Source organism: Phyllobacterium sp. 1468, assembly GCF_031455525.1.
Lineage (GTDB): Bacteria > Pseudomonadota > Alphaproteobacteria > Rhizobiales > Rhizobiaceae > Phyllobacterium.
Map to the genome: position 1 here is coordinate 297631 of NZ_JAVDSX010000005.1, position 26918 is coordinate 324548.

Below are 26918 nucleotides of genomic sequence, written 5' to 3' on the forward strand. Positions count from 1 at the left end.
AAGGGCCCAGCAATGTACTTCGCCGCCGCCGCCAGTGGCGCTTCCTGACTGCCAATGCGCGTTTCGCGGTATCCGTCGGTGCCATTTATCCAGTATCCGCTTGCGCATTGAAATGGGCGGATCGCTACTCCACGCTTAGTTTATAGCCGACGCCCCGCACCGTCTGCAACCAAACTGGGTTTGCCGGATCATTTTCAATCTTGCGGCGCAGGCGGTTTATCTGGACGTCGATTGTCCGCTCCCCCACATCGCCTTCCTGTCCGGTCAGTTCGTGACGCGGGACGGTTTCACCGGCCCGTGCAGCGAAAATTGCCATTATATCCTGCTCACGGTCGGTCAGCCGGATCATTTCACCTGAGCGCTTGAGTTCCCGTTTTGCAATGACGAATGTGTAGGGACCAAAGACAATCTGCTCGATCTTCGCTTGTGTAGCCGGGGCGCCGCGCCGAAGGATGTTGTTGATCCGCAGGATCAGTTCGCGCGGATCAAAAGGCTTTGGCAGGTAATCATCGGCGCCTGCTTCCAGACCTGTAATACGGCTGTCGGTCTCCGAGAGCGCCGTGAGCATGAGTATTGGCACGTTCTTTTCCTGACGCAGCGACTGGGTCAGGGCGACACCGCTTTCTCCCGGCATCATCACGTCGAGGATCAGAAGATCATAGTCGATCCCGGCCAGCTTGCGCCGAGCTTCATCGGCATTGGCAGCCACCGTAATGCGAAAGCCGCTGCCCGTAAGGTATTGCGACAGTAGATTTCGAATTCGGGTGTCGTCATCGACAATGAGCAGGTGTGGTGCATCGTCTGAAAGCAGCAGTTCGTCACTCACCGATATATTCCTCTTTTTTCGCGGACATTCGTCCTCCCTATTTGTAAAACTTGTTTTATCCTGCCTTCGGCAGACTGTCGATCTGTTGCCATTGAGCGGGATTCACCATCGCCTTAAGGAAATGTTCGATCACTGACCGGTCGGAATCCCCGATCTGCTCCAATGCACTGGTAATGCGGCGTGATTGCGGTGCAGCGAGCTCCAGCGCCAATTCGCGACCCTTTGGCGTTGGATAGAGCTCGCGCTGGCGCCGGTCGCGAGGTCCGGTAATCTGAACCACATGATCCGTATCGATCAGTTGCTTGAGCACGCGGGCAAGGCTTTGCTTCGTGATCTGTAAAACATCCAGTAATTCGGCAACGGTCATCCCCGGCTTACGATTGATGAAATACAACACGCGGTGGTGCGCGCGGCCAAATTCAAGCTTTTCCAGTATCATGTCGGGATCGGCGGTGAAGTCGCGATAAGCGAAGAAAAACAGCTCGATGATATCGAGTTGACTCGCATCTTTTTGGGTTAGGGCTGTCTCAATATGCCGCTCTGGTGTATAAGATTTCATGCAATGTTCCCGCTCTTGTTGAAAAATATGTCAGTCTTGTTGACTTAATTTTAGACTGCTGATAATTTTTGACAAGCTGTTGGCCACATTTTGAATTAAACGCAAAGCCGGTAGGCGTGTCTGAGACATTTTTCTCATTCAACCGCTTATTGTGTTGGTGGGCAATGGTACACCAATTGGTAATCGGGACCAGTTGGCGAACGCATCAGACCCGCAAAATTATCAGGATTTAAACGCCTGGAGGAAAACATGGCATCCGTTCCATTCGACCAGCTTGAAGGTTATATCTGGATGAACGGTGAATTCGTTCGCTGGGCGGACGCAAAGGTTCATGTGCTTACCCATGGTTTGCACTACGCCAGTTCGGTCTTTGAGGGTGAGCGCGCCTACGGCGGCGAGATCTTCAAGCTGAACGAGCACACTGAGCGCCTCCATGAATCCGCCCGCATTCTTGGCTTCAAAATACCCTATACAGTTGAAGAGCTGAACGATGCGAGCCGCAAACTATTGGCCAAACAAGGCTTCCAGGATGCCTATGTCCGGCCAATTGCGTGGCGCGGTAGCGAATCAATGGGCGTTTCTGCTCAAGCAAACAAGATCAACGTCGCCATCGCTATCTGGCAGTGGCCGAGTTATTTCGACCCGGCCCAGAAGCTCAAAGGTATCCGCCTCGATCTCGCGGAATATCGCCGTCCCGACCCACGCACCGCGCCATCGAAGTCCAAGGCAGCGGGTCTATATATGATATGCACGATCTCCAAGCATGCGGCGGAAGCAAAGGGATATGCTGACGCACTCATGCTCGACTGGCGTGGACGGGTTGCCGAAGCAACTGGCGCGAATGTGTTTTTCGTCAAGGATGGCGTTCTTCACACACCAACGCCAGATTGTTTCCTCGATGGTATCACACGCCGGACCGTCATCGATTTGGCCAAGCGCCGAGGTTATGAAGTTATCGAGCGCGCGATCATGCCGGAAGAACTGGAGACTTTCGAGCAGTGCTTCCTGACGGGGACAGCCGCAGAAGTTACGCCGGTGGCAGAGATTGGTCCTTACCGTTTCACCGTTGGTGAGATAGCAATTAATCTGATGAATGATTATGCAGCAGAAGTAATGCCAAAGAAAGCTGCTGCCGAGTAACAGCTGGATAAAACGAAGAAGTGAACTTGATACCTGCGGTATGAGGTATCAAGTTGTTTGACATTGATTAAAACTTAGTCATCATGTTGCATGTCAGGCATGAGTCTGGCTTGAAACGTTGACGGGGTACAATCATGGAAGCGCTTCTTCCTATTATTATCCAGCTTATCTCGGGTGGTGTCGGCGGAAATATTGTCGGCGGTCTTCTAAAAAACCTGAGTCTCGGTACGACCGGAAACACAGTTGCTGGTGGTATCGGCGGCCTTATTGGTGGTTACCTGACGCAATTCCTTGGCGCTGGCGGTGCCGAGATGGTAGCAAATGCGGCGGCGTCCTCCGGGCTTGATATCGGATCGATCATCGGTCAGGTAGCTGGCGGTGGTGTCGGTGGCATCATCTTGACGGCAATCGTCGGCTTCATCAAGAATTCGATGGCAAAGGCCTGATCGATATCACTAACAACGAAATCAACTGTTTTCGAGGGCGGCACACGGCCGCCCTTTTCATTTGAGTCGATATTGTCCTACATATTGATCCAAGCAATGTATCGTATAGGATTTTGATGAAATGGGACAATTGCAGGCCGGTATAATCCCCGTCACGGCGTTCCAGCAGAATTGCACGATCCTTTTTGACAACGAGGATAAGCATGGCGTGCTCGTTGATCCAGGTGGCGACAACGATCAAATATTGAATGCCATCCGTTCGAACGGCATCACGGTCGAGGCAATCTGGATTACCCATGGGCATATCGATCACGCCGCCGGTGCAATGGATATGAAGGATGCGCTTGGTGTCGACATTATCGGACCAAATGAAGCCGATCGGTTTCTGTTGGACAGCCTTGAATCCAAGGCGCTGAAATATGGCATCACGGACAAGGTTCGCAATTGTGTGCCGGATCGCTGGTTGAACGATGGTGATACCGTAGCTTTCGGATCGCATACGTTCGAAGTACTGCATTGTCCGGGTCATGCACCCGGCCATGTCGTTTATTTTAACAGGGCGGCAAAATTTGCACATGTTGGCGATGTGCTCTTCAACGGTTCGGTGGGGCGAACAGACCTTGAAGGCGGCGATCATGCCGCCCTGATCAACTCCATCAAGACCAAGCTCTTGCCGCTAGGTGACGACGTCGGTTTTATCTGCGGACATGGCCCCGGAGGTCGCTTCGGCGAAGAACGCCGCACCAACCCCTTCCTCAATGAAGGATAAAAAAAGCCGCCGGATGACCGGCGGCCCGTCAAACGCCAATGATAGGAAATCAGTTGGCGTTGCAGAAATATTCGCGTCCGTCATAGCCGCGGAATGTACCCGTCTCAGGATTGAACGAGCGATAGCGGTCAGCGCAATAGCGATACCATGAAGGTGACCAAGGCTGTGCGCCGCCGTAATAACGCGGTGCCACCTCGCGATAGACCCGGACAGGGCGGCGATAGTAGCCGTCGTCATAATCCCGGTAGATCGGCTCGGCCGGTTGGGCCAAGGCGCTACCAAGCAAAGCGCCCGCTGCAAGGCCGACTGCGCCGGCCGCCCATGCGTCGCCGTTGTTGTTATGATGGCGATGACGGTAGTACCGATCGCCACGCCAGCTGTCGGCCGAGGCCGATGTCAGAGGAACCGCGACCGTGGCAAATGCAGCGGTTGCAAGAATGGCAATCTTCATAGCCTTGTTCATATGTGCCTCCTTTGAAGCATCTTTGGCGAGCGCTTTTTAGGCGTCGCCTGATCGATATTGGCTGGAATCCATGGGAGCTCCAGCGGTAGGTCTGTTTTATTCGCTTCCGAATGAATGGAAGCTGAACGGCACTCATACGAATGGTTCCACTGCCATCCTGAGGACGGGAGAAGCGCATATAATTTTAGCAAATCCGAGGCGGGAAAAAGGCACGATTACAGTTACAAGCACCACATGGAGATGTGCACACTCCATTGGGCGGCAAAGTGGATTCTGCCGCGGCATATCCAAGCAAACCCCCGACTTCTGCCGGGGATCGGTGGCGGCTCCAGCCGCTAGAATTACTCAGTGACCGCGATGTTTACGGCCTTTGGTCCTTTGCCACGACGATCAGGCTCCGTATCAAAGGAGACCTTCTGATTGTCTGCGAGACCTGTGAGCCCGGACGCCTGAACGGCGGAAATATGAACGAAAATATCCGCGGCGCCATCATCGGGCTTGATAAAGCCAAAGCCTTTTTCACTGTTGAAGAATTTGACCGTACCGGTCTGTGCCATGCTCAGTTCCTTTTCCTTACTTACCGCGCTCCCCTCCGGGTTTTGCGGGATTGGTAGTGCCGTTTTCAGTAAGATACATTCAACGGAGATCATGCAGGCAGTTCTCGAATTCAGGAAAGGAGCCGATCATTGCCGGGATTACTCCCGGCCCGGTATTCTTGCGGTTCCGGCGCGCCGTTCTTCCAGTCTTCCAGTGTTCGCAAATGCCCGAACGCTTTGAGACTGCTAGAATAAGTGTTTTTTGGCAAGCAAAAGTTTTTCTATCGTTTAGGCGACTATATCGAACGGCTTTCCAAGCTACATACTTGGGGGTAGGAAATTTCGTTTGGCATTCGTCCGCCAGCCCCTCTCTAGATCACGACACGCAAGTTGAAATCGTCGCTGTTCTTTCGGCTTATCGATTACGCAACACGATACAGGCACCACCAGCGCTGTGGAGTTGCGAACAGATCTGGTTGGCCTCGCCGCGATTGTCGGCGCCTATACGCACGGCGTAGATGCCGCGCCGCCCCATGGCTGTGCGATTTCGGCTAATCACAGGCTCATGCTTGTCGAGGATGGCCGGAAAGGCGCGACGCAGGCGTTGAAGCTGTCCGACCGCTGCTGCGCGGCGGAAGTTGCCGGCAATCTGGATTCCCCACGGCTTCGGCTTGATCTGGGCCATTGCGACTGTCGCAAAGCGAACAATCGGGAGCTTCCGGCAAGCTGCATCGAAGGTCAATTGGGCGTTTAACGGATGCGCCGATATTTCGGTACCGGCGGCAAAGTCGTCGGCAGACTTTCCGGTTATATCCAATACATATTCTTCGGTTTCGAGAGGAAGAAAACCACCGCTGGATAACCATTTTGACACCCGTGTTGGGCCCGCATTATAGGCAGCTGCGGCGAGTCCCCAATTGCCGAATGCTGTCCGCAGGTCCTTCAACAGCGCAGCGGAAGCGGGCAGGGCCTTGGCGAAGTCGAACGGATCGTCGAGATTTCGCTCCTTTGCTGTACCCGGCATGAATTGAGCGATGCCCTGCGCGCCAACCGGACTTGTTGCCTGGGCGTCGAACCGGCTCTCTTTCCAGATAAGTCTGGCGAAGAAGTCGCGCGGAACGCCATGTCCATCAGCATTGGTCGCTATGGCTGCGCAAATCTGGGCCACCGTCGGTGTTGGCGGCTTCGCCGGTACTGAGACCGACGGATTATCAGCTGACAATGCCCTTAGCGATGTCAGTAGCAGGAATCCCGCAACGATGCCGAGTTGTTTGAAGCAATACACCCTGTTGCTGATCCCCTTGATACGCTAGCATATTGGCATAATGCACGGCCAAATTTCTAGCAAAAGACACCCGCCAGCGATTTCATAATCCGGTAAACATTCATGACGATAACGAAGAAGAACGAGTAAACACGCCCATGCCGCTCTCCATCACCACAATCGGTTTCGACGCTGACGATACGCTCTGGCAAAACGAGCAGTTCTTCCGAACCTCCGAGAATCAGTTTGCCAGTCTATTGGCTCCCTATGTGGACACGACCGACCTTTCCGACCGGTTGCTTGCGGTGGAAAAGCGAAATCTTGACCTCTATGGTTTCGGGATCAAGGGCTTCACACTTTCTTTGGTCGAAACGGCGGTCGAAGTCTCCGAAGGTAAAGTGCCGGCTTCGGTTATCGCGCAAATTTTGGCGGCCGGCCGGGAGATGCTACGCCACCCGGTAGAAACCTTGCCGCATGTTCAGGAAACTCTCGCACAACTAACCGAGCGATACAGGCTCGTCCTGATAACCAAAGGCGATTTGTTCGATCAGGAGCGCAAGCTGGCACAATCGGGCCTTGGTGATTTCTTCGATGCGGTTGAAATTGTAAGCAGCAAGGATTCCGCTACCTATGAGCGAATATTCAAGCGCCACGGAGATGGTGCAACGCGGAGTATGATGATCGGTAACTCGCTAAAGTCCGATGTGGTCCCGGCAATCGAAGCAGGCAGCTGGGGCGTATTCGTTCCGCATGAGCTGACCTGGGCGCTTGAACATGTTGAAGCTCCAATTGGCGCTCCTCGCTTCCGTCAGATTGCACATTTGGGAGAGTTGCCGCCGCTTCTGACGGAGATTGCCTGATCATTCAGCGGCGTGTTGTTCCTGTGCGCCCTCATCCGGACCATTCGGATCGCCTGGGCCAGTCTCACAGGCAAGATCGGGAAACGCAACGACACGATTGCCGGTAAAATCGGTGCGCACGACAACGAGCCCCTGCTCTTCGAAATAGGTGAGAAGCCGCCGCGCCCTTCGTGCCGAATGGGTGCCATAGGCGCGGGCCAATGTTGCGTCTGAAGGGCACGGACTGCCGGTAACCGCAGCTTGGGCCACGATGAAGAAGACACCTTGAACATCATCCGGCAGGCTCTTTGAAAGTTCGAGCGCCTGCTGCCACGGCTCACCTTGCGCGGTCTCTCCATCGATGCCAGCTCGTGCGACCGCAAGATTGCGTCGGAATACCGGCAGAGAAAGGGGATCACCCGGGACACGGCGAATGCGGCAACGGACGAGAAAATCCTGGTAGAGGACCGCATCCGTGCGAAAAGACGCATCGGAGTCGTTCAGCATTTCATGCATAATCGCGTTGATCAGGGCATTGCGCTCGGCCTCGTCTATCTCGGGAAACAATGTCGGTGCCGGCGTTTCTGCCTCGGCCATGGACCTGGTCTGGGTGAGCTGGTTCAAAATATCGGCTGTCGGTGTGAAGGTGGGCGGCGCCACTGCGCGCCGAACAACCACCCGGCGCTCTTCGGGCGCTGGCGTAAAAATCAAGTCGCGCGCATCTTCGCCCGGTTGCGGTAGCGGAGTGAGCTTCGGGCTCGCCGAACGAGCAGACGTCTCTACTGGTCCAATGGTGACAGCCAATGGACGACGCGACAGGGCCGGGCCGAGTGCAACGAAATGGCCCCGTGCAAGATCACGGAACTGTTCGGCCTGTCGCCGTTCCATTCCAAGAAGATCCGCGGCTCGGGCCATGTCGATATCGAGGAAAGTGCGGCCCATCAGGAAATTCGAGGCTTCAGCTGCAACATTCTTGGCGAGTTTGGCGAGGCGCTGTGTGGCGATGACACCGGCAAGACCACGTTTGCGGCCACGGCACATCAAGTTGGTCATGGCGCCAAGCGATAGCTTGCGGGCCTCGTCTGAAACCTCTCCGGCAACCGCCGGAGCAAAAAGCTGCGCTTCGTCGACCACAACGAGCATCGGGTACCAGTAGTCGCGTTCCGCGTCGAACAGGCCACCGAGAAAGGCCGCGGCACACCGCATCTGCTGTTCAACATCCAGTCCTTCGAGATCAAGAACGACGGAAACGCGGTGCTGGCGAATTCGCGCCGCGATGCGCGTGAGTTCACTTTCGGTCCGTGCACCATCGACAACCACATGACCGTATTTATCGGCCAGGGTAACGAAATCGCCCTCCGGATCGACGACGCATTGCTGAACCCATTGCGCGCTTTGTTCGAGCAGGCGGCGCAGCAAATGCGATTTGCCTGAACCCGAATTGCCCTGGACGAGCAGGCGAGTTGCCAAGAGCTCTTCCAGATCGAGCATGGCTTTCGCGCCGGCTGACGCCGCTCCCATGTCGATATCGACCTTCATCATCTCTCCAGCGTTCAAGTGATTCTGTACGCGATGTAACGCAAAATCACTTAGCATTCTTTGCCATGCCGCGTGGAGGATATGCGCTCCGCCGTTGGAAAACTCACAGGTGAATTGGTTAGCTATTCGGCTGGCACCGGCTCTGGCATCACGTTTGTCTTGCCGTGTTTACTCAGCGTGAGCACCAGCAGCGCAGCAATCAGGCAGAGAATTCCCGCAACGAAAAATGCAGGCATATAAGTTTGGTATTCGGTACGGGCGAAGCCACCACCATAGGCTGCCGCGGCTGCACCCAACTGGTGTCCGGCAAAAACCCAGCCAAATATCAATCCGGCCTTTTCACGTCCGAAACGATCTGTTGCCAATTTGACAGTCGGGGGCACGGTGGCAATCCAGTCGAGACCATAGAACATGGCAAACAGGGACAGGCCGTAAAACGAAAAATTGGAGTAGGGCAAATACAGCAGCGAGAGGCCGCGCAGTCCGTAGTACCAAAAAAGCAGCCAACGGTTGTCTACACGATCCGACAGCCAGCCTGAACCAATAGTGCCGAAGAAATCAAAGAAACCCATCATCGCCAAGACGCTTGCTGCCACTACGGGGACCATGCCGAAATCTCCGCACATGGCGACGAAGTGCGTGCCTACAAGGCCGTTGGTACTCGCACCGCAGACGAAAAAAGTGGCGAAAAGCACCCAGAACGTGCTTGAGCGCGACGCTTCCTTCAAGGCGAGCAGTGGCATGGTAATGAGGGATATTAGCCCGCCTGTGATTGGCGGGACGGGTGCAATCTCCTTGTCTCCATAAGGAGGCAGGCCGATATCGGCAGGCCGGTCGCGCATGAGGAAGAAGACTGCAGTGACAGCGATGAGCAATAGAGCGCAAATCAACATGATCGCTGTGCGCCAACCGTAGTTTTCACTAAGAGAAGCCATGAGGGGCATGAACGCCAACTGGCCCGTAGCCGAGCTTGCGGTGAGCATTCCCAAGGCCAAACCACGGCGCTCGGTAAACCAGCGCGCGGCGACGGTGGCGCCCAGAACCATGGCAGTCAATCCGGTACCAAAGCCGACGACCACGCCCCATAAGAGAATAAGTTGCCAGATTTCGGTCATAGCCAAAGAGGCGAAGAGGCCGGCGGTGATCAGAACCAGCGCTACGCAAACCACGTTCCTTACGCCAAAATAATTCATGAAGGCCGCTGCAAACGGCCCCATGAATCCAAACAGCAAGAGCCTGATCGAAAAGGCAGTGGCTATTTGCTCGGTTTCCCAGCCAAACTCTTTCTCTAGCGGAACGATCAGCACCCCCGGGGCTCCAACGGCCGCGGCAGTGACAAGCATCGTGAGAAACGTCACGGCTATGACGACCCAGCTATAATGGATATTGCGGCGGGCAAGCGAAGCGGCAAGCGAGGAGGAGATCATGGCTGTCTTTCGAGAAACGGGGATCCGCGCGAGTTAAATGATGACCATCATCATTATTGACTATTGATGATGACAATCATATAACTTGTCAAGAGTCTTTTTCGAGGATACTGCACATGCGTGTCAGCAGAGATCAGGCAGCGGAAAACCGCGCCCGCATCATCGAAGTCGCCAGCCAGCAATTTCGGCAGAAAGGTTTTGACGGGATTGGGGTTGCCGATGTGATGAAGAATGCCGGTCTAACCCATGGCGGCTTCTATGGCCATTTTGCATCGAAGGATGATCTTATTGCTCAATCCTGCGATGCGGCAATGAAGCGGTCGGCGGAAAAATGGTTTGCAATGGCGCAGGACCGACCTGAGGTTGCGCTCGCCGCGATCACGTCGTCCTATCTAGCCAAGAATCACAAGGGTGACTTGGCAAACAGCTGTACCATGGCGTTGCTTGCGCCGGATATTGCCCGGCAAGGAGGAGCAGTCCAGACCCGATTTACCGAGGGTACGAAAAGGCTTCTGGAAATATTGTCGGATTTGGTGCCCGGCCGATCAAAAGCAAAAAAACGCCAGAAGGCCTTGGCCACGATGGCCGGTCTCATTGGTGCGGTTGTCTTGTCGCGAGCCGTGGATGATCCGGAGTTTGCCGACGAGATTCTCGACGCGGGCCAAGCGTTCTTCGGCTGCTCTGGCAAACATGCAGACGAAATCTGAGTTAACGTCCTGGACGTCCGGTCTTTCCCGGACGCCGCTTCTTACGATCGTTAGCGTCCTCGTATGAACCAGCACCTGTTCGCTCGCGGCGAATAATCTTCTGGTCATTGCGGTTCGTACCAGTAAAGGCAGGCTTTTCAGGAACATTGCCGATAACCGGCTTCTCAGTACGCCCAACGGTCATCTCATCCAGCGAATTCTTGCGGAAGACGCCGGGCGCGAGGGGACGGGTCGTGTCTCCGCCCATTTCGTCGAGGTGCGGTTTGCGGAACAGCCGCGAATTCTTGTCGCCCTCGTCCGTAACCACACGGTGCATCGTACGACCGGCATTGTGCCTGCCCTTGGTGCGACCGGTGACCGGGCTTTCCATCTCGACCTCCCGTGCCATTGGATCGTCCGAAATTGCCAACTCCATCTCGCGCAGACGCTTGATCTCGTCACGCAGGCGCGCAGCGACTTCGAAATCAAGGTCGTCGGCGGCATCGCGCATCTGCTTCATCAGATGTTCGAGATGAGCCTTCAGGTTGTTACCCATCATCGCGCCGGAGTCGGTGAAATCGGAAATATCGGCGCGAACGTGGTCACGCTCGTAGACGCTGTTGAGAATGTCGCCGATATTTTTCTTGATGCTGGCAGGGGTAATGCCGTGCTCGGTGTTATAGGCTTCCTGCTTCTCGCGGCGGCGATTGGTTTCCGCCATCGCCCGTTCCATCGAACCGGTGACCTGATCGGCATAGAGAATGACCTTGCCGTCGATATTACGCGCGGCACGCCCAATCGTCTGGATCAATGAGGTTTCCGAGCGCAAAAAGCCTTCCTTGTCCGCATCGAGAATGGCGACAAAGCCGCATTCTGGGATATCGAGACCTTCACGCAAAAGGTTGATGCCCACGAGCACGTCAAATGCCCCAAGGCGCAAGTCGCGCAAAATCTCGATACGCTCCAGCGTGTCGATGTCGGAGTGCATATAGCGGACGCGGACGCCCTGTTCGTGCAGATACTCCGTCAGATCTTCGGCCATGCGCTTGGTGAGGACCGTCACAAGCGTACGGTAGCCCTTCGCTGTCGTTTCACGAATTTCTCCAAGAACATCGTCGACCTGGGATTTTGCGGGACGGACCTCGACCGGGGGGTCTATGAGGCCGGTTGGGCGAATGACCTGCTCGGCGAAGACGCCGCCGGATTCTTCCATTTCCCATTTGCTGGGGGTCGCCGAAACCGCAATGGTCTGGGGACGCATCGCGTCCCATTCCTCAAACCGCAGCGGGCGATTGTCCATGCAAGAGGGCAGGCGGAAGCCGTACTCGGCCAGCGTTGCCTTGCGCCGAAAATCGCCCTTATACATCGCACCAATCTGCGGAACCGTTACATGGCTCTCATCGATGAAAACCAAGGCATTGTCAGGAATATACTCGAACAGAGTGGGCGGCGGCTCGCCAGGCTTGCGACCGGTCAGGTAGCGCGAATAGTTTTCAATGCCGGCGCAGGAGCCGGTCGCCTCCAACATTTCCACGTCAAAAGTACACCGTTGCTCAAGCCGTTGCGCTTCGAGTAGTCGGCCAGCGGCGTTCAACTCCACGAGACGGAGTTTGAGTTCTTCCTTGATTGATTTTATCGCCTGATTAAGCGTCGGGCGCGGCGTCACATAGTGCGAGTTCGCGTAAATCTTGACCGAACGCAGGTCGCCGGTCTTCTGGCCCGTCAGCGGATCGAACTCGGTAATCGCCTCGATCTCGTCGCCGAACATGGAAATGCGCCAAGCGCGGTCCTCCAAGTGGGCAGGAAAAAGTTCGATCGTATCACCGCGCACCCGGAACGAACCTCGAGTAAAATCTATGTCGCGCCGTTTATACTGCTGCGCGACAAGATCGGCGAGCAGCGCTCGCTGGTCCAGTCGGTCTCCGATCTTCATTTCGAAGGTCATCGCCGTATAGGTTTCGACCGAACCGATACCGTATATGCACGACACCGAGGCGACGATGATCACATCATCGCGCTCAAGCAGCGATCGGGTAGCGGAGTGGCGCATCCGGTCGATCTGCTCATTGATCGAGGATTCCTTCTCGATATAGGTGTCGGAGCGCGGCACATAGGCTTCCGGCTGGTAGTAGTCGTAATAGGAAACGAAGTACTCCACCGCATTGTTCGGAAAGAACGATTTGAACTCGCCGTAGAGCTGGGCGGCCAAGGTCTTGTTGGGAGCCAAGATCAAAGCGGGACGTTGTGTTTCCTCAATGACTTTCGCCATGGTGAAGGTCTTGCCGGACCCAGTGACGCCAAGCAAAACCTGGGTCTGATCAGAGTCCCTGACGCCGGAAACCAGATCCCTGATAGCGGTCGGCTGATCTCCGGACGGCTCGAATTCCGTTTCCATCCGAATGGCGATGCCACCTTCGGATTTATCCGGCCTGGCTGGGCGGTGCGGTTGCCACGCGGTACCATTTTTGAAAAGCGGATTGCCGCTTTCAATCAGGGCGGATAAAGCAGCGACGGTAGCCGTTGCGCCTCCAGGCATGATGTCGGCTGCGTCTTCCAGATTGATGTCCAGTCCGGCCACGGGGTTGAGGCCCGCAGCAGCGCGCGTCTTGGGATCGGTCGATCCACCGATCGACGTCCCACGAGACGTACGCGACGCGCTGGACTCTTTGCTTGCCCGCTTTTTTGCCTTGACTGGCTTCGGCGGAGCTTTCTCGGTCTCATCGGTGATCTGCTTTGCCCAATCGCCGACGGATCCGGAAAACGGAGTGCCTTCCAGCTCAGGTTGGGGCGCTTCGCCGAAACCGTCGGCGTTATATCTGTCGGGAGATTTAACCATGGGTTGAATATGGTGTGAGTTCGGCAAAATGGAAAGACCCGGGTGATGAAAACTGGATTTTCCATATTTCTCCTGACAGCAGGCTGTCATGAGCACTGCCGATCTATGGGAGGAATATATGCTCGCGATGGTAGCGCAGAAATTCCGGATGGGGAAAATGGCTGCTATTTTTTGGGAGAGTAATTTTTCCTGATTGGTTGATCAGTCCGCCGATTTTAGGCTCATTGCAGCGGGACGACTTCAGAATCTCGTAGTCAGGGCCTATGGAGATCAGCCCATTATCGAACATCCAGTGAACCGATTGGAGAAGTGCAATGCCGTTGTTGATGGAGTCTGGGCCGGAATGTTTGACCGGACGGATGTGAGCGCATTCGATCTCACAACTGCCGTCAGGCGCCAGCATCGATATGCCCGTCATCGCGCATCTCATATTGTAGGCCTGGCCAACAAGCTGCCGAAATACGCGGTCACGGAAGGTGCGGGATGTCAGTATGCGGTCACGCTCGACGGATTCCGGCGGGTCTTCGGCGAAACCGTATGCAGGCGCTATCGCTAGCCGCTCTTCGTATTCGTCCCAGTTCCTTCTGAAACCAGTTCTCTCGATTTTTCTATATTCTTCGTTGGAGAGGGCGCGAACCTGCTGCTGAATCGTATGCGAATTCATCCTGCCATCGGACTGCAACATGCTCTTTTCGAAATAGAATTTTTTGTTGAGCTGAAAATCGGGAACGCTAAATGGCACCGTCTCTTCAAGTTCCAGATATTGTTCAAGCAACGCTTCGGAATATCCGGGGCGACCTGCCAAAGGGTGCACGGAGGTGACGCGCGCGGTCGCAAAATATCCCGTCGACCCCAAAACGCGCCTACCTGCGCGAGGTGCTGGCTGGTAGTATATGATCCAGTCCTCCAGCGCGTCGCGAACAATCTTGAGATATTTGTCCCGGAAACGATAGCGCCGGTCGTGGCCTCCGGGGGCAGCTTCTTCGTGTGTCAACTTGATTTGAAATATCGCATGCATTCGGCCGAGACTTACCTGTCGAAACTGAGACTTGTCTCAACATGACGCTATCCCCAATGAAGCGAAACGCACTCGAAATTGTATTTTTCCCGGCTTGTTCAATCTGAAATGGCAACTTCTTAGCCGTAACGGAGCTTCAGCCCGAGAATTGTGAGAATAAGCAAGAGGGTGACACCATTTGCTGCCATGACCGGCCAGGAACTGATCATCACTCCGTAAAACAGCCAGAGCAGAACGCCGAGGGCGAGAGAAACGTTGGTGACGAGAGAAATGCTGTCCGTCTGGCGGTGCCGGACAATCTTGATGATCTGGGGAATCCAGCACAGTGTTGTAATCGCGGCAGCGAGGCTACCAACAAGCTCGATGTAGATTGGCACGGGTGAAACTTTCAGAGGAATGAATCTAGATTATAATTGGCGATATTCGCCTGAGAAATATAGCGGAATCATGTTCCGACGCGATCGCTTCACACAAATATTCGAGCCGCACACCCGATCATACAATCAACGGATCGCGCCCCATGTTGAGATGCAGTTCGTGGCCATCATAGGCATGGGCTGCCGCCACCTTTTCGTCCAGCTCCACGCCGAGTCCTGGTTCCGACGACGGAACGACATATCCGTCTTCCCATTGAATCGGCTTCTTCAGAATATCGGCGTGGAAGCCGCCGAATGCCTGGATACATTCGAGAATCAGAAAGTTGGGGCTGCAGGTTGATATCTGGATGTTGGCAGCACCCACGATCGGGCCGCAATAGAGGTGCGGCGCGATCTGGGCATGGAAGGTTTCTGCCATCCCGGCGATTTTCTTTGCTTCCAGTATGCCGCCGACGCGGCCAAGATTCATTTGCAGGATGTTAGCAGCCTGGTTTACCAGCAGACGCTGAAACTCATACTTCGTTGTCAGGCGCTCACCGGAAGCAATCGGGATCGACGTATGCTTTTGCACATAGCCCATATTTTCCGGCATGTCCGGCGGTACTGGCTCTTCCAGCCATAGAGGATCGTACGGTTCCAGGCGTTTTGCCAGCCGGACAGCGCTGCTTGGAGTCATCTGACCGTGAGTTCCGAATAAAAGATCAGCCTTGGAACCGACGGCTTCACGAACCAGCCGCGCGAATTTTTCACCGAGATCAAGCTGTTCCAGCAACAGTTGACGCGGGTCGAACGACGTATAAGGGGCGACCGGATCGAACTTCACCGCCGTATAGCCTTGCGCGACATATTCTGCCGCCCGCTCGGCGGAGGCTTCGGCGTCCCAATAAATGGCCGAAGTCTCACCCAGTTCCGCCTTGGGATAGATGTAGGTGTAGCTGCGCAGCCGTTCATGCACCTTGCCACCCAGCAGTTCGTACACCGGCTTGTCGGCTTCCTTGCCGATGATATCCCAGCAGGCCATTTCAAGCGCCGACACCGCGCCCATGATCGTCACATCGGGGCGCTGGGTGAAGCCGCTGGAATAGGCGCGGCGAAAGAACCGCTCGATATGGTGAGGATCCTCGCCGATGAGCCAGCGCTCGGCTACGTCTTCTACGACCTTCCGCATGACTTGCGGGCTGATGGTCGAATTGTAAGCCTCGCCATAGCCCACTACACCTGAATCCGTGGTGAGCTTGACGAAGAGAAACCATGTGCCACCGAAAGAAGGCGGCGGATTGCCAACCACGAAGGTTTTGACATCTGTGATTTTCATGATCCCTCCGGATGCTCGACATCGATGAGACTAGGCCACACTCCACGTCATACCGAAACCACGCAGCGACCCGCACTGTCGGGTTTCCGACAGTTCTTGCATCGGCCCCTTTTCAAATCTGCCGGTGCAAAGCATCATGCAAGCAAATCACGATGGAGGCAGCAGTTGAGCGAACAAACCAAACCTATCGGCGAATTGACGCTCCGTACATTGGCGATGCCGGCCGATGCGAACGCAGCGGGGGACATTTTTGGCGGCTGGGTCATGGCACAGATGGATTTGTCCTGCGGTATCAGGGCTGCTGAACGCGCGAGGGGCAGGGTGGTTACCGCTGCGGTCAAGGAAATGGCCTTCGCAAAACCGGTAAAGATCGGAGACACATTGTGCGTCTATACACATATAGACCGCGTCGGACGCACGTCGATTACGTTGAAGGTCGAGGCCTGGGCACAGCGCTACCTCTCGGATCTGATGGAACGCGTTACTCACGCCGATTTCGTGATGGTTGCCCTCGACAAGGAGGGTAACCCGACGCCAGTCCCCGGCGAGCGATAGGCCTTTGCGACAAAGTAGCCGGGCGAAAAGGATACTCCGGACGCCGAAACCGCCGCAAGCTGCAGTGTCGAATCGTTCGGCCGGGGGAAAGACCCCGTCCTTCACGCTTCTCCTCGCATCTTCTTGCCGTTTCAGGCGCCATTTCGATCATATTGACAGGTCCTGACCCTAGCCGCCGATCAAATATTTGTCCCAGAAACCGGCTTCTGATTCGATCTGTTCGACCACGTCGACCCACAGGCCGGCGGGATCATGAAATCCGAACCGGCGTTGCCCGAACGGCTCGTCCGTCAACGGATATTCGATTTTCAGGCCTGTGGCATTCATCTTTTCAAACGTTGCTCCGGCATCCTCTACCTGCAATTCAAAGCACATGCCCGTCCCGCTGAAGCTCTCGGAACCCGGCGGTGCGGAGGGGTGATCGGGGGTCATGAACGCGATGGATGCGGACTGATCTTCCGCCAACAGCAAGCAGAACCAGGTGCTATCGAACCCACTGACGAAGCCAAGGTGCCGAATCCAGAAATCGCGGCAGGCTTCCTTTCGCGGCGTGACGATAATCGGATAGCGGTCCATGAAAGCCATTTTCTTCATCCTGTAATTTGTGTGTCACCGCATTAAACAGGGACACAAAAGATATTGGCAAGGCCCATTTGTCAGGAGAGAGAATAGGAATAAGTTCTCACCTGAGAACGTATTCACGTGATGTCCCATCAATTTACCGAGTGACAGATTCGTTCTGATACGATTAAGTGGCGAGCAAATCCTGCGCGGTTTCGGGAAAAAAATATTTCATTTTCGGTAAAAAGCATTCCATTTTGAGCAAAAAGCGTATGAAAAATTGGGGCAAAAACGTGGCTTTTTTCGGGGCAATTAAAGACTACTCCCGCAAGCGCGGCGATGCAAACAGCGCGAAAGTCGACTTCGTCGAACTGTTTTTCGATCTCGTATTCGTCTTCGCCATCACGCAGATCTCGCACTTGCTGCTGCATGATCTCAGCCCCAAGGGACTCGTCGAAAGCGCGCTGCTCCTTTTGGCGGTCTGGTGGGTCTGGGTCTATACGACGTGGTGCACCAATTGGCTCGATCCGGCAACACCGCCGGTGCGCTCTATGTTGTTCGTGCTGATGCTGGCCGGGCTTGTCCTTTCGACGTCGATCCCCACTGCCTTCGGAGCCCGCGGATTGGTCTTCGCCAGCGCTTTCGTCTTCATGCAGTTTGGCCGGTCGATTTTCATGGTTTGGGTGCTCCGGCACCACAATCGGGCAAATTACCGCAATTACCTGCGGATCACGATCTGGCTCGCCGTGTCGGGCCTATTCTGGATTGCCGGTGGTTTCGCCGAACCGGAATATCGGCTTGTCTTTTGGGCAGTAGCTCTGGGAATAGAAGTGGTGGGACCAGCCCTTGGTTTCTGGACATTCCGCCTTGGGGCCTCGTCGACAGGAGAGTGGGATGTCGATGGCGAGTACATGGCGGAGCGGGCTGCGCTGTTCGTCATTATCGCTCTTGGAGAATCCATCCTCGTTTCGGGCGCGACTTTCGCCGATCAGGAATGGAATTTCATCTCCTTTTCGGCATTTCTGACGACCTTCGTTGCATCTGTTGCCATGTGGCTGGTCTATTTCAATGTGGGCCAATCGGCCGGCCATCACAAGATCGCGTCGACCGACGATCCCGGCAAGATCGCCCGGATGGCCTACACCTATGTTCACGTTCTGCTTGTGGCTGGTATCATCGTCGTTGCCGTATCGGATGAGCTTATCCTCGCGCATCCGACGGGTCATTCGGACGCCGCGACGATCTGGACGTCAATTGGTGGTACGGCGCTTTATCTGGTCGGGAATCTGCTGTTCAAGTTCTATATCGCGGGAAGACCGCCACTGTCTCATATGATCGGCCTGGGACTGTGCGCAATGCTTGCGTTCGTTGCCGGCGGGTTATCGCCCTTGGTACTTGGCTCCCTCACCACCGGCATTCTGATCATCGTCACGGTCTGGGAGTATTATGGCCAGGTGGAGGCTGACAGCCCCGTTCATCACTAGCTCGTAAACGCATAAATCTGATGGCGCCTGAAACGGCAAGAAGATGCGGGGAGAAATGCGGGGCGCAGGTCTTTCTTCCGGCTGAGCGGTTCGAAACTGCAGCTTGCAGCCGGATCAGTGCCCGCAAGATAGGCGATTTTCATCAGATGTGGATTTACGACCTCAGGAAGGTGCTGTGCGTGGTTCGACAAGCTCACCATGAGGGAGGTGGGTTGATTGCAGGGAGCCGAGAGATGCCACGTTGGCGACTATCGTTGCGATCCTCAACCTCCCTCATGGTGAGCTTGTCGAACCACGCACTGTACAATTGTGCAAGAGTTCAATGGACCACTAGCGGCAGGCGCGATGTCCGCTCCGGCGTTGCATCAGATCGAAATGGAAATGCGTGCGATGAAACCTGTCATAGCCGGGACCAAGAACCGTCGAGAAGTAGTCGCAGGCATCCGAGCGTACCGTGTTCAGCAGTCCGCGCTGGCGGAATGAGAACCAGCCGGGTTTTTGCACCTGGATATCCTTGCCATTGTTGAGCGTGATCTTCGAAATGTCGAGCGCGTTACCCTTGGAATGTTCCGACATGCTTCTCCCGCGCTGGTTGCTCATGGTGCGGCAGGAATAGCTCGATGCCTGATGAATCGTGTTGATACCGGAAAGATACCGCAGGCGCGTTGAGGGTGCGAGATCGCCTTTGACCCAACGTGCGAAAGCAAGTGTCATCTGGCAATTCAGCGTGGCACTCGGCTTGAGCCTGATGCGTCCGCTGGCAAATCCGCTGACTGTCAGCGGGTGGTCGATCTTGCAGACGCCTCCGTCATTGATGGGTTCCCGCTCCTGAAACACAACGCCAAGCTGTTTAAGCTGGGTACGACAGGCAATGTCACTGCCAGACATGGCGAGCGCACTTTCGCTGCGCGCAATGGGATCTCTTATACCGCCCGCATAGCCGTAGCTTTCGGCGTCGTCAGAAGCCGGTTCGGATTCCGGCAGTGAGTAGGGCTTCGGCTCTGCGACTTGCGGGGCGTCCGGCACGACGATTCTATCCTGCGGCGGTTGGACGTCCGGTACGGACAGGACTTCGGGCTGCTGTGCGGCAATATTGTCGGACTGCGGGACCGGTTGCGGCTGGGGCTCCTCGGCGGTGGCCTGCATACTTTCTTCGCTCGCAAGCGATTGGCTGGCAACTGACGTGTCCCCGCTGCCAACATCCGCCATGGGTCGCCTTACATCACCCATGCCGCAACTGCTCAGCACCGTCGACGTGAAAAGGACAAGCATGATCGAAAGGTGCCTAAAACGCACGGCGGACGACAACGCAATACTCATGTCACCACATCCCCTTTGCCCCGTTACGCAGGCGGATGCAGCTAAAAATAGAGGCAAATTGTAAAGGAAAGGTCAGCGCCCCTCTTAAGGCCTGCGTCGAAAATGTGACCGGGACCCGGTTGATCCCGGCTTGATTTTGCTGCAATCACCGCGGCAACTATTCTTCCTTCCCGTTCCCTCCCGGAAATCCACTCATGACATCTCTGTTCTCACCCTACGTTATCCCGATTTTGCTGCTTGCGGCGTCGAATGTATTCATGACTTTCGCTTGGTATGGCCATTTGAAATATCCGATGGCGCCGCTCACGCTGGTGGTTTTCATCAGCTGGGGTATTGCGCTGATGGAATATTGGCTGGCCATTCCTGCCAACCGCATCGGCCACACGGTTTATACGACAGCCGAGCTGAAAACGATGCAGGAAGTCATCACGCTGGTCGTGTTCAGCCTGTTTTCAGTATTTTACCTGAAGGAATCGTTCACCTGGCAGCACGTAGCCGGTTTTGTGCTGATAGCCGGCGGCGCAACCCTGATCTTCAAGGCTTGAGATTATTGGGTGCTGACCCCGGCCCGCTTGCGCACAGCAGGGATCAGTTCGACGGCGATCATTGCGAAGAAGATGAGGGCGCAACCCGCTACACCCTGAAGCGACATGCGCTCACCCAACAATATTGCGCCGAAAAGCGCAGCAAAAAGCGCTTCGGAAGACAGCATGATTGCTGCCTGCGGAGCGGTGGTGAAACGCTGTCCAACCGCCTGAAGCGTGAAACCGATGCCGGATGAGATCACGCCGGCAAAGAGGATCTCCGGCGCGGCTGCCAGGATCGAGAAAAGTTCGGTGCGCTCGGTTGATAATGTCGCGACGAGGCCAAGCAAGCCGCAGACCATGAACTGTACCAACGACAACATGATCGGCCTACCGCTTTTCATGCCGATCCGATTGATAAAAATGATTTGCAATGCCCAGAATACGGCGCAGGCCACGATGAGCAAATCTCCGACCGTCAGCCCTTGGAGATGTCCTCCGGACAACAGATAGATGCCGGCAACCGCCGTCAACGCGCAGGGCCAGACAACCGGATGAGGCCACTGCCAAAACAGAATGACTCCGAGAAACGGCACCATGACCACATACAGACCCGTCAGAAAGCCAGCATTGGTGACGGATGTTGTCTGCATGCCGACCTGCTGCAGCGCAGCTCCGGAAAACAGCAGGACACCGATGAAAAAGAAACCGTAATAATCATCGCGCGTCAGTTTTGCCGGGGCAGCCTTCGCCTCGCGAACGGCCAGCGGCGTGATGGTCAGGGCGGCGAGGAAAAAACGCAGCGTGACAAACATGAACGGCCCGACGCTGCCCATTGCGCTCGATTGGGCGACGAAGCCAAAGCCCCAGATCGCTCCGGCGAAAAGAAGCAAAGTATTGGCACGTCCATGCGTCATGAGAATCCTGCGAAATGGGGCGGTCAAAGATCCGCATCTAGCAATTGCAGTTCATGGCGGCAAGGGTGCTACAAACGTTATGCGCGTGTCAGCCGTATGATTTTCCCATCGCCTTCATCAGTGAGAAGGTAGATCGAGCCATCGGGCGCCACCCGCACATCGCGGACGCGGCCAAACTCGCCCTTCAGCATCCGCTCCTCACCCTTGATGGCGCCTTTCTCGTCGCGGTCGAGGCGAACGAGCATCTCGAACTTGAGGGCACCTACGAGAAGGTCACCCTTCCACTCGGGGAACATCGATCCCTCATATACCGCCAGCCCGGAGGGAGCGATCGATGGATCCCAATAATACAGCGGCTGCTCATAGCCCTTCGCATGGGTTCCGACGCCGATTTTCGCACCGGAGTAGTCCACGCCATAGGTTATCACCGGCCAGCCATAGTTCTTGCCGGCCTGAGGCCGATTGACTTCATCGCCGCCCCTGGCACCATGCTCCACAGTCATCAATGAATTCGTGACCGGATCCCATACTGCCCCTTGTGGATTACGGTGACCCTTGGACCAGATTTGCGGCAGGCCTTTTTTGCCGTCGGCGAATGGATTGTCGGCCGGAATGGTGCCGTCCGCATTGACGCGGAGTAGGGAGCCCGCCTCATCCCTGAAATCCTGCGAGCGATTCATTGTGCCTTGATCACCGATCGTAACGAAAAGCGTGCCATCGGGTGCAACAAGAATACGCGAGCCAAAATGCGCCGATCCGCTGGTGCTTTGCTTTACCGATAGCAGAACCGAGACATTTTCGAGTTCGGCCCCCTCTTCATTGCGAACGAGACGCGCGCGCGCCATCACCGTGCCCGTGCCATTCTGGCGGGGTTCGGTGTAGCTGAAATAGATGTTTCCACTTTTGGCAAAGTCCGGCGCAAGGGCGACATCGAGCAGGCCACCTTCACCCTTGACGACGACCTTCGGAACGTTGGCCACGGGCTTGGACACCTTACCGTCCTTGACGATGCGCATAGTCCCGCCGCGCTCCGTCACGAGGAACGCGCCGTCAGGCAGGAAGGCGAGGCCCCACGGATGATCAAGACCATCCGCAATCGTCTCGGCAGAGAGCGTCACCGTTTCAGTCTTGAAATCCTTGGCGAAAGCAGCCAGGGGCAACGATATCACGACCGCAAACAGGCCCGCAGCAGCAATCCTCTGTCCTTGTTTCATTGACGGCGATCCTCTTCGTCGTTCGATAGTTGAACGCATTTTGTGCATAATTCGCCAATCCGGTCGTCTCACAGTGATGTGAATTGCCGCGTCTGCTAGATTGATTTGGCTGCGCAAATTCCCGACGTGCGACATTTTCCACTTTCTACGTGAATTCGCCGGAATCGGTGCTATATTAAGGGGACGAATGACTGAACGGTTCCGAAGTCTTGAGCTTCGGTGACCGTTTTCTTTTTGTGTCGAGGGGCATCGATCGATTGCCGTTCGACATTGACTACGAAAGGAGAGGGCATGGAAAAGGTCCCGATGACTCAGGCTGGATTCGACAAGCTCAAGGAGGAGCTGCGCTGGCGCCAGCAGGAAGAACGTCCACGTATTATTGCGGCCATCTCGGAAGCGCGCGCCCATGGCGACCTTTCGGAAAATGCCGAATATCACGCCGCCAAGGAAGCCCAGAGCCACAATGAAGGCCGGATCGGCGAGCTTGAGGATTATACGGCACGCGCCGAAATCATCGATATTTCCAAGCTGTCGGGCGACAAGATCAAATTTGGCGCCACGATCCAGCTGATCGATGAGGATACCGAAGAGAAAAAGGTGTATCAGATCGTCGGCGATCAGGAAGCTGATCCAAAGGCCGGCCGCATCTCCATTTCCTCGCCCATCGCACGCGCGCTGATCGGCAAGAGCGAAGGCGAGACCATCGAAGTCAATGCACCCGGCGGTGCCCGGTCTTACGAAATCATCGGCTTCAGGTTTCTCTAGACTTCGTGCCGGAGCCCCTCAGCAGCGTCGAAGTGATCGCTCCGAATTTCAAGCGAAAGCTTTCCGGAGTGACTTCGACGATCATTCAGCTCATCCCGCTGCAGCGGGCCAATGGCCTCAATATTGTCACCATGGGCCCTGGGTTGCCGGTGGAGCTGCCCAGCATTGGCTGGACATCGCTCCCCGGGCTCTGGTTCAAGCCGAGGACGAGACCATTTCGTATCTGGCACGCGCGCCGCAACAATGAAATGATTGCCGGTATCCTCATGCGCCATGTGTTGCGCATGAGATTGAAGCTGTTGTTCACTTCGGCAGCCCAACGGGACCACCAGCCTTTCACCAAATGGCTGATCCGGCGAATGGACGCCGTGATCGCCACAAGCGGCAAGTCGGGAAGCTTCCTGAAGGTGCCGCACACCGTCATCATGCACGGTATAGATACCGAACTGTTTCATCCGCCTGAGGACGATCAGGACAGGTTCGCAGCCTCGGGCCTCCCGGGGCAATTTCTGGTCGGTTGTTCGGGGCGGATCCGGCCTTCGAAAGGCACAGATCTCTTCGTCGATGCAATGATCAATTTGCTTCCTCAGCACCCGCAATGGACGGCGGTTATGACCGGTCGCACGACCGCGGAATACAAAGGCTTTGAACAGGCACTCCGCGACAGGATTTCCAAAGCCGGGCTTGGCGAACGCATCCTGTTTCTGGGAGAGGTTCCCGATGTGCGCCTCTGGTATCGCAGGATGACCCTCTACGTTGCGCCATCCCGCAATGAGGGCTTCGGCCTGACGCCGCTTGAGGCGATGGCCTCGCGGACCGCGGTGGTTGCGAGTGATGCCGGGGCCTATGCCGAGATGATCGAACCCGCGACGGGAACGGTGGTTGCGGCGGGTGACGGGCACGCCCTTCAACAGGCGATTGCGCCTTACCTCGCCGATCCGGCGATGTGTGAAGAGGCGGGGAAGCTGGCACTTGCCCATGTCCGCGAGAACTTTCCACTGCAGAAGGAGGCCGGCCGTATTGGCGAAGTCTACGAGCAGATCTTTGCCGGCGGATCGCAGCCGTGACCGTTACGGCCTTTATCATCCACCTTGAGCGCGCGACAAAGCGCGGCGAGCATGTCCGCGAATTGGTCGAGCGCTTGCCGGTGAAGGCGGAGATCGTCGATGCGGTGGACGCGCTCGCCATGGGCGAGGGTGACATTGCCGCCGTCTATGCCCGCTCGCTGCACAGTCCGTACTACCCGTTCGAGCTGCGGAAATCCGAGGTCGCCTGTTTTCTTTCGCATCGCAAAGCTTGGGCTGCAATTGTCGACCGCAAGCTCGATGCGGGTCTCATCATCGAGGATGATGTCGAGGTGGATGCGGGTTTCTCGGCACAATTGCAGCTGGCGATCAACACGCTACGGCCGGCAGACTACATCCGCTTTCCGCGCTGGCCGAGGGGTGAGGCGGGGAGTGAAATCGCACGCGATGGCGCCAACAGTATCATGGAACCGGACCTTCCCGGGCTGGGGATGCAGATGCAACTCGTTGGGCGCGATGCGGCGATGGCGCTTCTTGCGGCAACAGAACGATTTGACCGGCCTGTCGATACCACGATCCAGATGCGCTGGCTGCATCCCGTCCGTGTATTGTCAGCGCGGCCAATCACCATACGCGAAATCGATTTCGATCTCGGCGGATCGGTCGTTCAGGGCAAGAACAAGACTTTTGCTGGCAGGCTGAAGCGGGAAATCCTGCGCCCCTGGTATCGTGTGACGCTTTACCTCTACAACCGGTTTGGCCGCTAAAGCACCATCAGTGGTTCGTTCTTGACCGAACGGATCGTCAGGGATGTGCGCACGGAATCGACGTTGGGCGTCGAAGTCAATTCTTCGATGACGAAATTCTGGAACGTGGCGAGATCACTCGCGACGCAATGCAGCAGGAAGTCCGATTCGCCGGAAACCATCCATGCGCGGCGCACCAGTGTCCAATTCTTGGTCTTTTCGGCGAAGTTCTTCAGATCGGCATCAGACTGGCGGTGCAGGCGGATCATGCAGAATGCGACGATATCCTGGCCGAGGATCGCGCCGTTCAAGATCGCGCGGTAACCCTGGATGATGCCGGCCTCTTCGAGCTTGCGAACACGGCGCAGGCACGGCGGTGCCGATATGCCGACACGCTCTGCCAGTTCCACATTGGTGATGCGGCCATTGTCCTGCAATTGTTTCAGGATTTTCCAGTCGATCGCGTCGAGGTCCGCCTTCAAAGGCATATTCCATCCTGTCCCAAGAGAATTGCGGTCACCATAGGCGATTCCCCATGCTGTGTAATCACCTCCCGTTGCGGTTGCAAACAGGTTCCACAAATCTCCCGGAAACGCCGCTCTTCCGCCACAAGCTGTGGCTAACCCGTCTATGTTGAGCGAAGACCTTGCAACAAAGGGTGCTGAACCACTACTTTATAGTCATTGAAAGAGCATGGTGGTCGTGCCATCTCTTGTATGTCGAACACATATTGCTTCAAGGTCTAGTCATGTCACAGCGCCATGTGCCCGTTCTTATCATCGGTTCCGGTCCCGCAGGTTATACAGCGGCGATCTACGCGGCCCGTGCAAACCTGAAGCCCGTCATCGTCGCCGGCCTGCAGCAGGGTGGCCAGTTGATGATCACGACCGATGTGGAAAATTATCCGGGCTATGCCGATACGGTGCAAGGCCCGTGGATGATGGAGCAGATGCGCATCCAGGCCGAACATGTCGGCACCGAGATCGTCCACGACATCATCACGGAAGTTGACCTTTCCGTGAGACCGTTCCGCCTCGTCGGTGACGGTGGCACGCAATATACGTGCGATGCGCTGATCATCGCGACGGGTGCACAGGCCAAATGGCTTGGCATTCCAACAGAGCAGACCTTCATGGGATTTGGCGTTTCTGCCTGCGCCACCTGCGATGGCTTCTTCTACCGCAACAAGGATGTTGTGGTCGTTGGCGGTGGCAATACCGCTGTCGAGGAAGCGCTTTATCTCGCAAACCTTGCCAAATCGGTCACGATCGTGCATCGCCGCGATCACTTCCGCGCGGAAAAAATCCTGCAGGACCGCCTGTTCGCCAAGGAAAATGTCAAAATTATCTGGGATAACGTCGTAGACGAAATTACAGGAACAGCAGCCCAGGCGCCGATGCCTGCATCGGTGTCGGGCATACGCCTGAAGAATGTGAAAACGGGCGAGACGACGGAATTGGCAACCCATGGCGTTTTCGTCGCCATTGGTCATGCGCCGGCGGTTGAGCTTTTCAAGGGGCAACTCAAACATAAGCCGAATGGCTATCTCTGGACCGCAGCCGATTCTACCGCAACGGATGTACCGGGTGTCTTCGCAGCCGGTGACGTTACGGATGACATCTATCGTCAGGCGGTCACCGCTGCGGGCATGGGCTGCATGGCAGCTCTCGAAGCCGAGCGTTGGCTGGCTGCGCAGGAACCAGTGCGTCAAGCTGCCGAATAGCAGCCGCTAATTTAGAGCCGGTCTCGATGTACGTGGCCGGAATG

The 26918-nt window shown here is 55.9% G+C and carries 28 protein-coding genes; 12 read left to right on the forward strand and 16 right to left on the reverse strand.

The features are described 5' to 3' along the window. Window positions 1-124: 124 nt before the first annotated feature. Together J2X72_RS16070 and J2X72_RS16075 are read right to left on the reverse strand one after the other, a co-directional pair. A complete protein-coding gene (locus J2X72_RS16070; RefSeq protein ID WP_224511725.1) occupies window positions 125-826 on the reverse strand; it encodes a response regulator in 702 nt (233 codons plus the stop codon). Window positions 827-881: 55 nt separating this feature from the next. Further along, on the reverse strand, window positions 882-1385 hold the full coding sequence (locus tag J2X72_RS16075) for a MarR family winged helix-turn-helix transcriptional regulator (protein ID WP_210003096.1): 504 nt from the start codon (window positions 1383-1385) through the stop codon (window positions 882-884). Between the two features lie 249 nt (window positions 1386-1634). Here J2X72_RS16075 and J2X72_RS16080 point away from each other — a divergent pair, with 249 nt between their 5' ends. The 3 genes from J2X72_RS16080 (at window position 1635) to J2X72_RS16090 (ending at window position 3740) form a co-directional block, all read left to right on the forward strand. Continuing rightward, window positions 1635-2525 carry a branched-chain amino acid aminotransferase gene (locus J2X72_RS16080; RefSeq protein ID WP_210003095.1) on the forward strand — a complete coding sequence of 297 codons (891 nt, stop codon included), beginning with the start codon at window positions 1635-1637 and terminating at the stop codon, window positions 2523-2525. A gap of 134 nt (window positions 2526-2659) precedes the next feature. After that, window positions 2660-2971 (forward strand): hypothetical protein, encoded by a 312-nt coding sequence (locus J2X72_RS16085; RefSeq protein WP_106718539.1) that lies wholly within the window; start codon window positions 2660-2662, stop codon window positions 2969-2971. 121 nt (window positions 2972-3092) lie between these two features. Next, complete coding sequence (locus J2X72_RS16090) at window positions 3093-3740, forward strand: MBL fold metallo-hydrolase (RefSeq protein ID WP_310073425.1); 648 nt, start codon at window positions 3093-3095, stop codon at window positions 3738-3740. A 49-nt stretch (window positions 3741-3789) separates the two neighbouring features. Here the strand turns inward: J2X72_RS16090 and J2X72_RS16095 are convergent, their stop codons facing one another. From J2X72_RS16095 to J2X72_RS16105, 3 genes are all read right to left on the reverse strand, one after another. After that, window positions 3790-4203: a BA14K family protein gene (locus tag J2X72_RS16095; protein ID WP_310073427.1), complete on the reverse strand. Its 414-nt coding sequence runs from the start codon at window positions 4201-4203 to the stop codon at window positions 3790-3792. 341 nt (window positions 4204-4544) lie between these two features. After that, window positions 4545-4760, reverse strand: coding sequence for a cold-shock protein (locus J2X72_RS16100; protein ID WP_106718536.1), 216 nt, complete (start codon window positions 4758-4760; stop codon window positions 4545-4547). Window positions 4761-5154: 394 nt separating this feature from the next. Next, window positions 5155-6024 (reverse strand): transglycosylase SLT domain-containing protein, encoded by an 870-nt coding sequence (locus tag J2X72_RS16105; RefSeq protein ID WP_405044728.1) that lies wholly within the window; start codon window positions 6022-6024, stop codon window positions 5155-5157. A gap of 137 nt (window positions 6025-6161) precedes the next feature. On the opposite strand from J2X72_RS16105, the gene J2X72_RS16110 reads away from it, so the two are divergent. After that, window positions 6162-6863 carry an HAD family hydrolase gene (locus J2X72_RS16110; protein ID WP_210003091.1) on the forward strand — a complete coding sequence of 234 codons (702 nt, stop codon included), beginning with the start codon at window positions 6162-6164 and terminating at the stop codon, window positions 6861-6863. Here J2X72_RS16110 and J2X72_RS16115 read toward each other — a convergent pair whose 3' ends face one another. Next, on the reverse strand, window positions 6864-8381 hold the full coding sequence (locus J2X72_RS16115) for an ATP-binding protein (protein ID WP_310073639.1): 1518 nt from the start codon (window positions 8379-8381) through the stop codon (window positions 6864-6866). Between the two features lie 122 nt (window positions 8382-8503). Further along, window positions 8504-9808 carry an MFS transporter gene (locus J2X72_RS16120; RefSeq protein ID WP_310073432.1) on the reverse strand — a complete coding sequence of 435 codons (1305 nt, stop codon included), beginning with the start codon at window positions 9806-9808 and terminating at the stop codon, window positions 8504-8506. A 116-nt stretch (window positions 9809-9924) separates the two neighbouring features. Here J2X72_RS16120 and J2X72_RS16125 point away from each other — a divergent pair, with 116 nt between their 5' ends. Beyond that, on the forward strand, window positions 9925-10515 hold the full coding sequence (locus J2X72_RS16125; RefSeq protein ID WP_310073434.1) for a TetR/AcrR family transcriptional regulator: 591 nt from the start codon (window positions 9925-9927) through the stop codon (window positions 10513-10515). Between the two features lies 1 nt (window position 10516). Here the strand turns inward: J2X72_RS16125 and uvrB are convergent, their stop codons facing one another. From uvrB to J2X72_RS16145, 4 genes are all read right to left on the reverse strand, one after another. Further along, on the reverse strand, window positions 10517-13330 hold the full coding sequence (uvrB, locus tag J2X72_RS16130) for an excinuclease ABC subunit UvrB (protein WP_310073436.1): 2814 nt from the start codon (window positions 13328-13330) through the stop codon (window positions 10517-10519). 103 nt (window positions 13331-13433) lie between these two features. After that, window positions 13434-14105: an HNH endonuclease gene (locus tag J2X72_RS16135; RefSeq protein WP_310073438.1), complete on the reverse strand. Its 672-nt coding sequence runs from the start codon at window positions 14103-14105 to the stop codon at window positions 13434-13436. A gap of 362 nt (window positions 14106-14467) precedes the next feature. Next, complete coding sequence (locus J2X72_RS16140) at window positions 14468-14725, reverse strand: SemiSWEET family sugar transporter (protein ID WP_210003087.1); 258 nt, start codon at window positions 14723-14725, stop codon at window positions 14468-14470. Between the two features lie 118 nt (window positions 14726-14843). After that, complete coding sequence (locus J2X72_RS16145) at window positions 14844-16040, reverse strand: mandelate racemase/muconate lactonizing enzyme family protein (RefSeq protein WP_310073441.1); 1197 nt, start codon at window positions 16038-16040, stop codon at window positions 14844-14846. Between the two features lie 216 nt (window positions 16041-16256). Between J2X72_RS16145 and J2X72_RS16150 the strand changes: the two genes are divergently transcribed. Beyond that, the gene (locus tag J2X72_RS16150) at window positions 16257-16595 is read left to right on the forward strand and encodes an acyl-CoA thioesterase (RefSeq protein WP_112530761.1); all 339 of its coding nucleotides are present in this window, start codon (window positions 16257-16259) and stop codon (window positions 16593-16595) included. A 168-nt stretch (window positions 16596-16763) separates the two neighbouring features. Here J2X72_RS16150 and J2X72_RS16155 read toward each other — a convergent pair whose 3' ends face one another. Continuing rightward, window positions 16764-17180: a VOC family protein gene (locus tag J2X72_RS16155; protein WP_310073443.1), complete on the reverse strand. Its 417-nt coding sequence runs from the start codon at window positions 17178-17180 to the stop codon at window positions 16764-16766. Window positions 17181-17428: 248 nt separating this feature from the next. Here J2X72_RS16155 and J2X72_RS16160 point away from each other — a divergent pair, with 248 nt between their 5' ends. Then, on the forward strand, window positions 17429-18640 hold the full coding sequence (locus J2X72_RS16160; RefSeq protein WP_310073445.1) for a low temperature requirement protein A: 1212 nt from the start codon (window positions 17429-17431) through the stop codon (window positions 18638-18640). Window positions 18641-18970: 330 nt separating this feature from the next. Here J2X72_RS16160 and J2X72_RS16165 read toward each other — a convergent pair whose 3' ends face one another. Then, window positions 18971-19960: an extensin family protein gene (locus J2X72_RS16165; protein ID WP_210003083.1), complete on the reverse strand. Its 990-nt coding sequence runs from the start codon at window positions 19958-19960 to the stop codon at window positions 18971-18973. Window positions 19961-20154: 194 nt separating this feature from the next. Between J2X72_RS16165 and J2X72_RS16170 the strand changes: the two genes are divergently transcribed. After that, window positions 20155-20505 carry a DMT family protein gene (locus tag J2X72_RS16170; RefSeq protein ID WP_210003082.1) on the forward strand — a complete coding sequence of 117 codons (351 nt, stop codon included), beginning with the start codon at window positions 20155-20157 and terminating at the stop codon, window positions 20503-20505. A gap of 2 nt (window positions 20506-20507) precedes the next feature. Here J2X72_RS16170 and J2X72_RS16175 read toward each other — a convergent pair whose 3' ends face one another. Together J2X72_RS16175 and J2X72_RS16180 are read right to left on the reverse strand one after the other, a co-directional pair. After that, the gene (locus tag J2X72_RS16175) at window positions 20508-21401 is read right to left on the reverse strand and encodes a DMT family transporter (RefSeq protein ID WP_310073449.1); all 894 of its coding nucleotides are present in this window, start codon (window positions 21399-21401) and stop codon (window positions 20508-20510) included. Window positions 21402-21478: 77 nt separating this feature from the next. Next, window positions 21479-22615 carry a PQQ-dependent sugar dehydrogenase gene (locus tag J2X72_RS16180; RefSeq protein WP_310073451.1) on the reverse strand — a complete coding sequence of 379 codons (1137 nt, stop codon included), beginning with the start codon at window positions 22613-22615 and terminating at the stop codon, window positions 21479-21481. A 291-nt stretch (window positions 22616-22906) separates the two neighbouring features. On the opposite strand from J2X72_RS16180, the gene greA reads away from it, so the two are divergent. The 3 genes from greA to J2X72_RS16195 are packed head-to-tail and all read left to right on the forward strand — an operon-like array spanning window position 22907 to window position 25172. After that, window positions 22907-23380 carry a transcription elongation factor GreA gene (gene greA / locus J2X72_RS16185; RefSeq protein WP_210003079.1) on the forward strand — a complete coding sequence of 158 codons (474 nt, stop codon included), beginning with the start codon at window positions 22907-22909 and terminating at the stop codon, window positions 23378-23380. Between the two features lie 5 nt (window positions 23381-23385). Then, window positions 23386-24447 (forward strand): glycosyltransferase family 4 protein, encoded by a 1062-nt coding sequence (locus tag J2X72_RS16190; protein ID WP_310073453.1) that lies wholly within the window; start codon window positions 23386-23388, stop codon window positions 24445-24447. After that, a complete protein-coding gene (locus J2X72_RS16195; protein WP_210003077.1) occupies window positions 24444-25172 on the forward strand; it encodes a glycosyltransferase family 25 protein in 729 nt (242 codons plus the stop codon). The genes J2X72_RS16190 and J2X72_RS16195 overlap by 4 nt, the downstream gene beginning before the upstream one ends. Here J2X72_RS16195 and J2X72_RS16200 read toward each other — a convergent pair. Then, window positions 25169-25639 (reverse strand): Lrp/AsnC family transcriptional regulator, encoded by a 471-nt coding sequence (locus tag J2X72_RS16200; RefSeq protein ID WP_210003076.1) that lies wholly within the window; start codon window positions 25637-25639, stop codon window positions 25169-25171. The genes J2X72_RS16195 and J2X72_RS16200 overlap by 4 nt on opposite strands. Window positions 25640-25899: 260 nt before the next feature. Between J2X72_RS16200 and trxB the strand changes: the two genes are divergently transcribed. Then, on the forward strand, window positions 25900-26874 hold the full coding sequence (gene trxB / locus J2X72_RS16205) for a thioredoxin-disulfide reductase (protein ID WP_210003075.1): 975 nt from the start codon (window positions 25900-25902) through the stop codon (window positions 26872-26874). Window positions 26875-26918 lie beyond the last annotated feature (44 nt).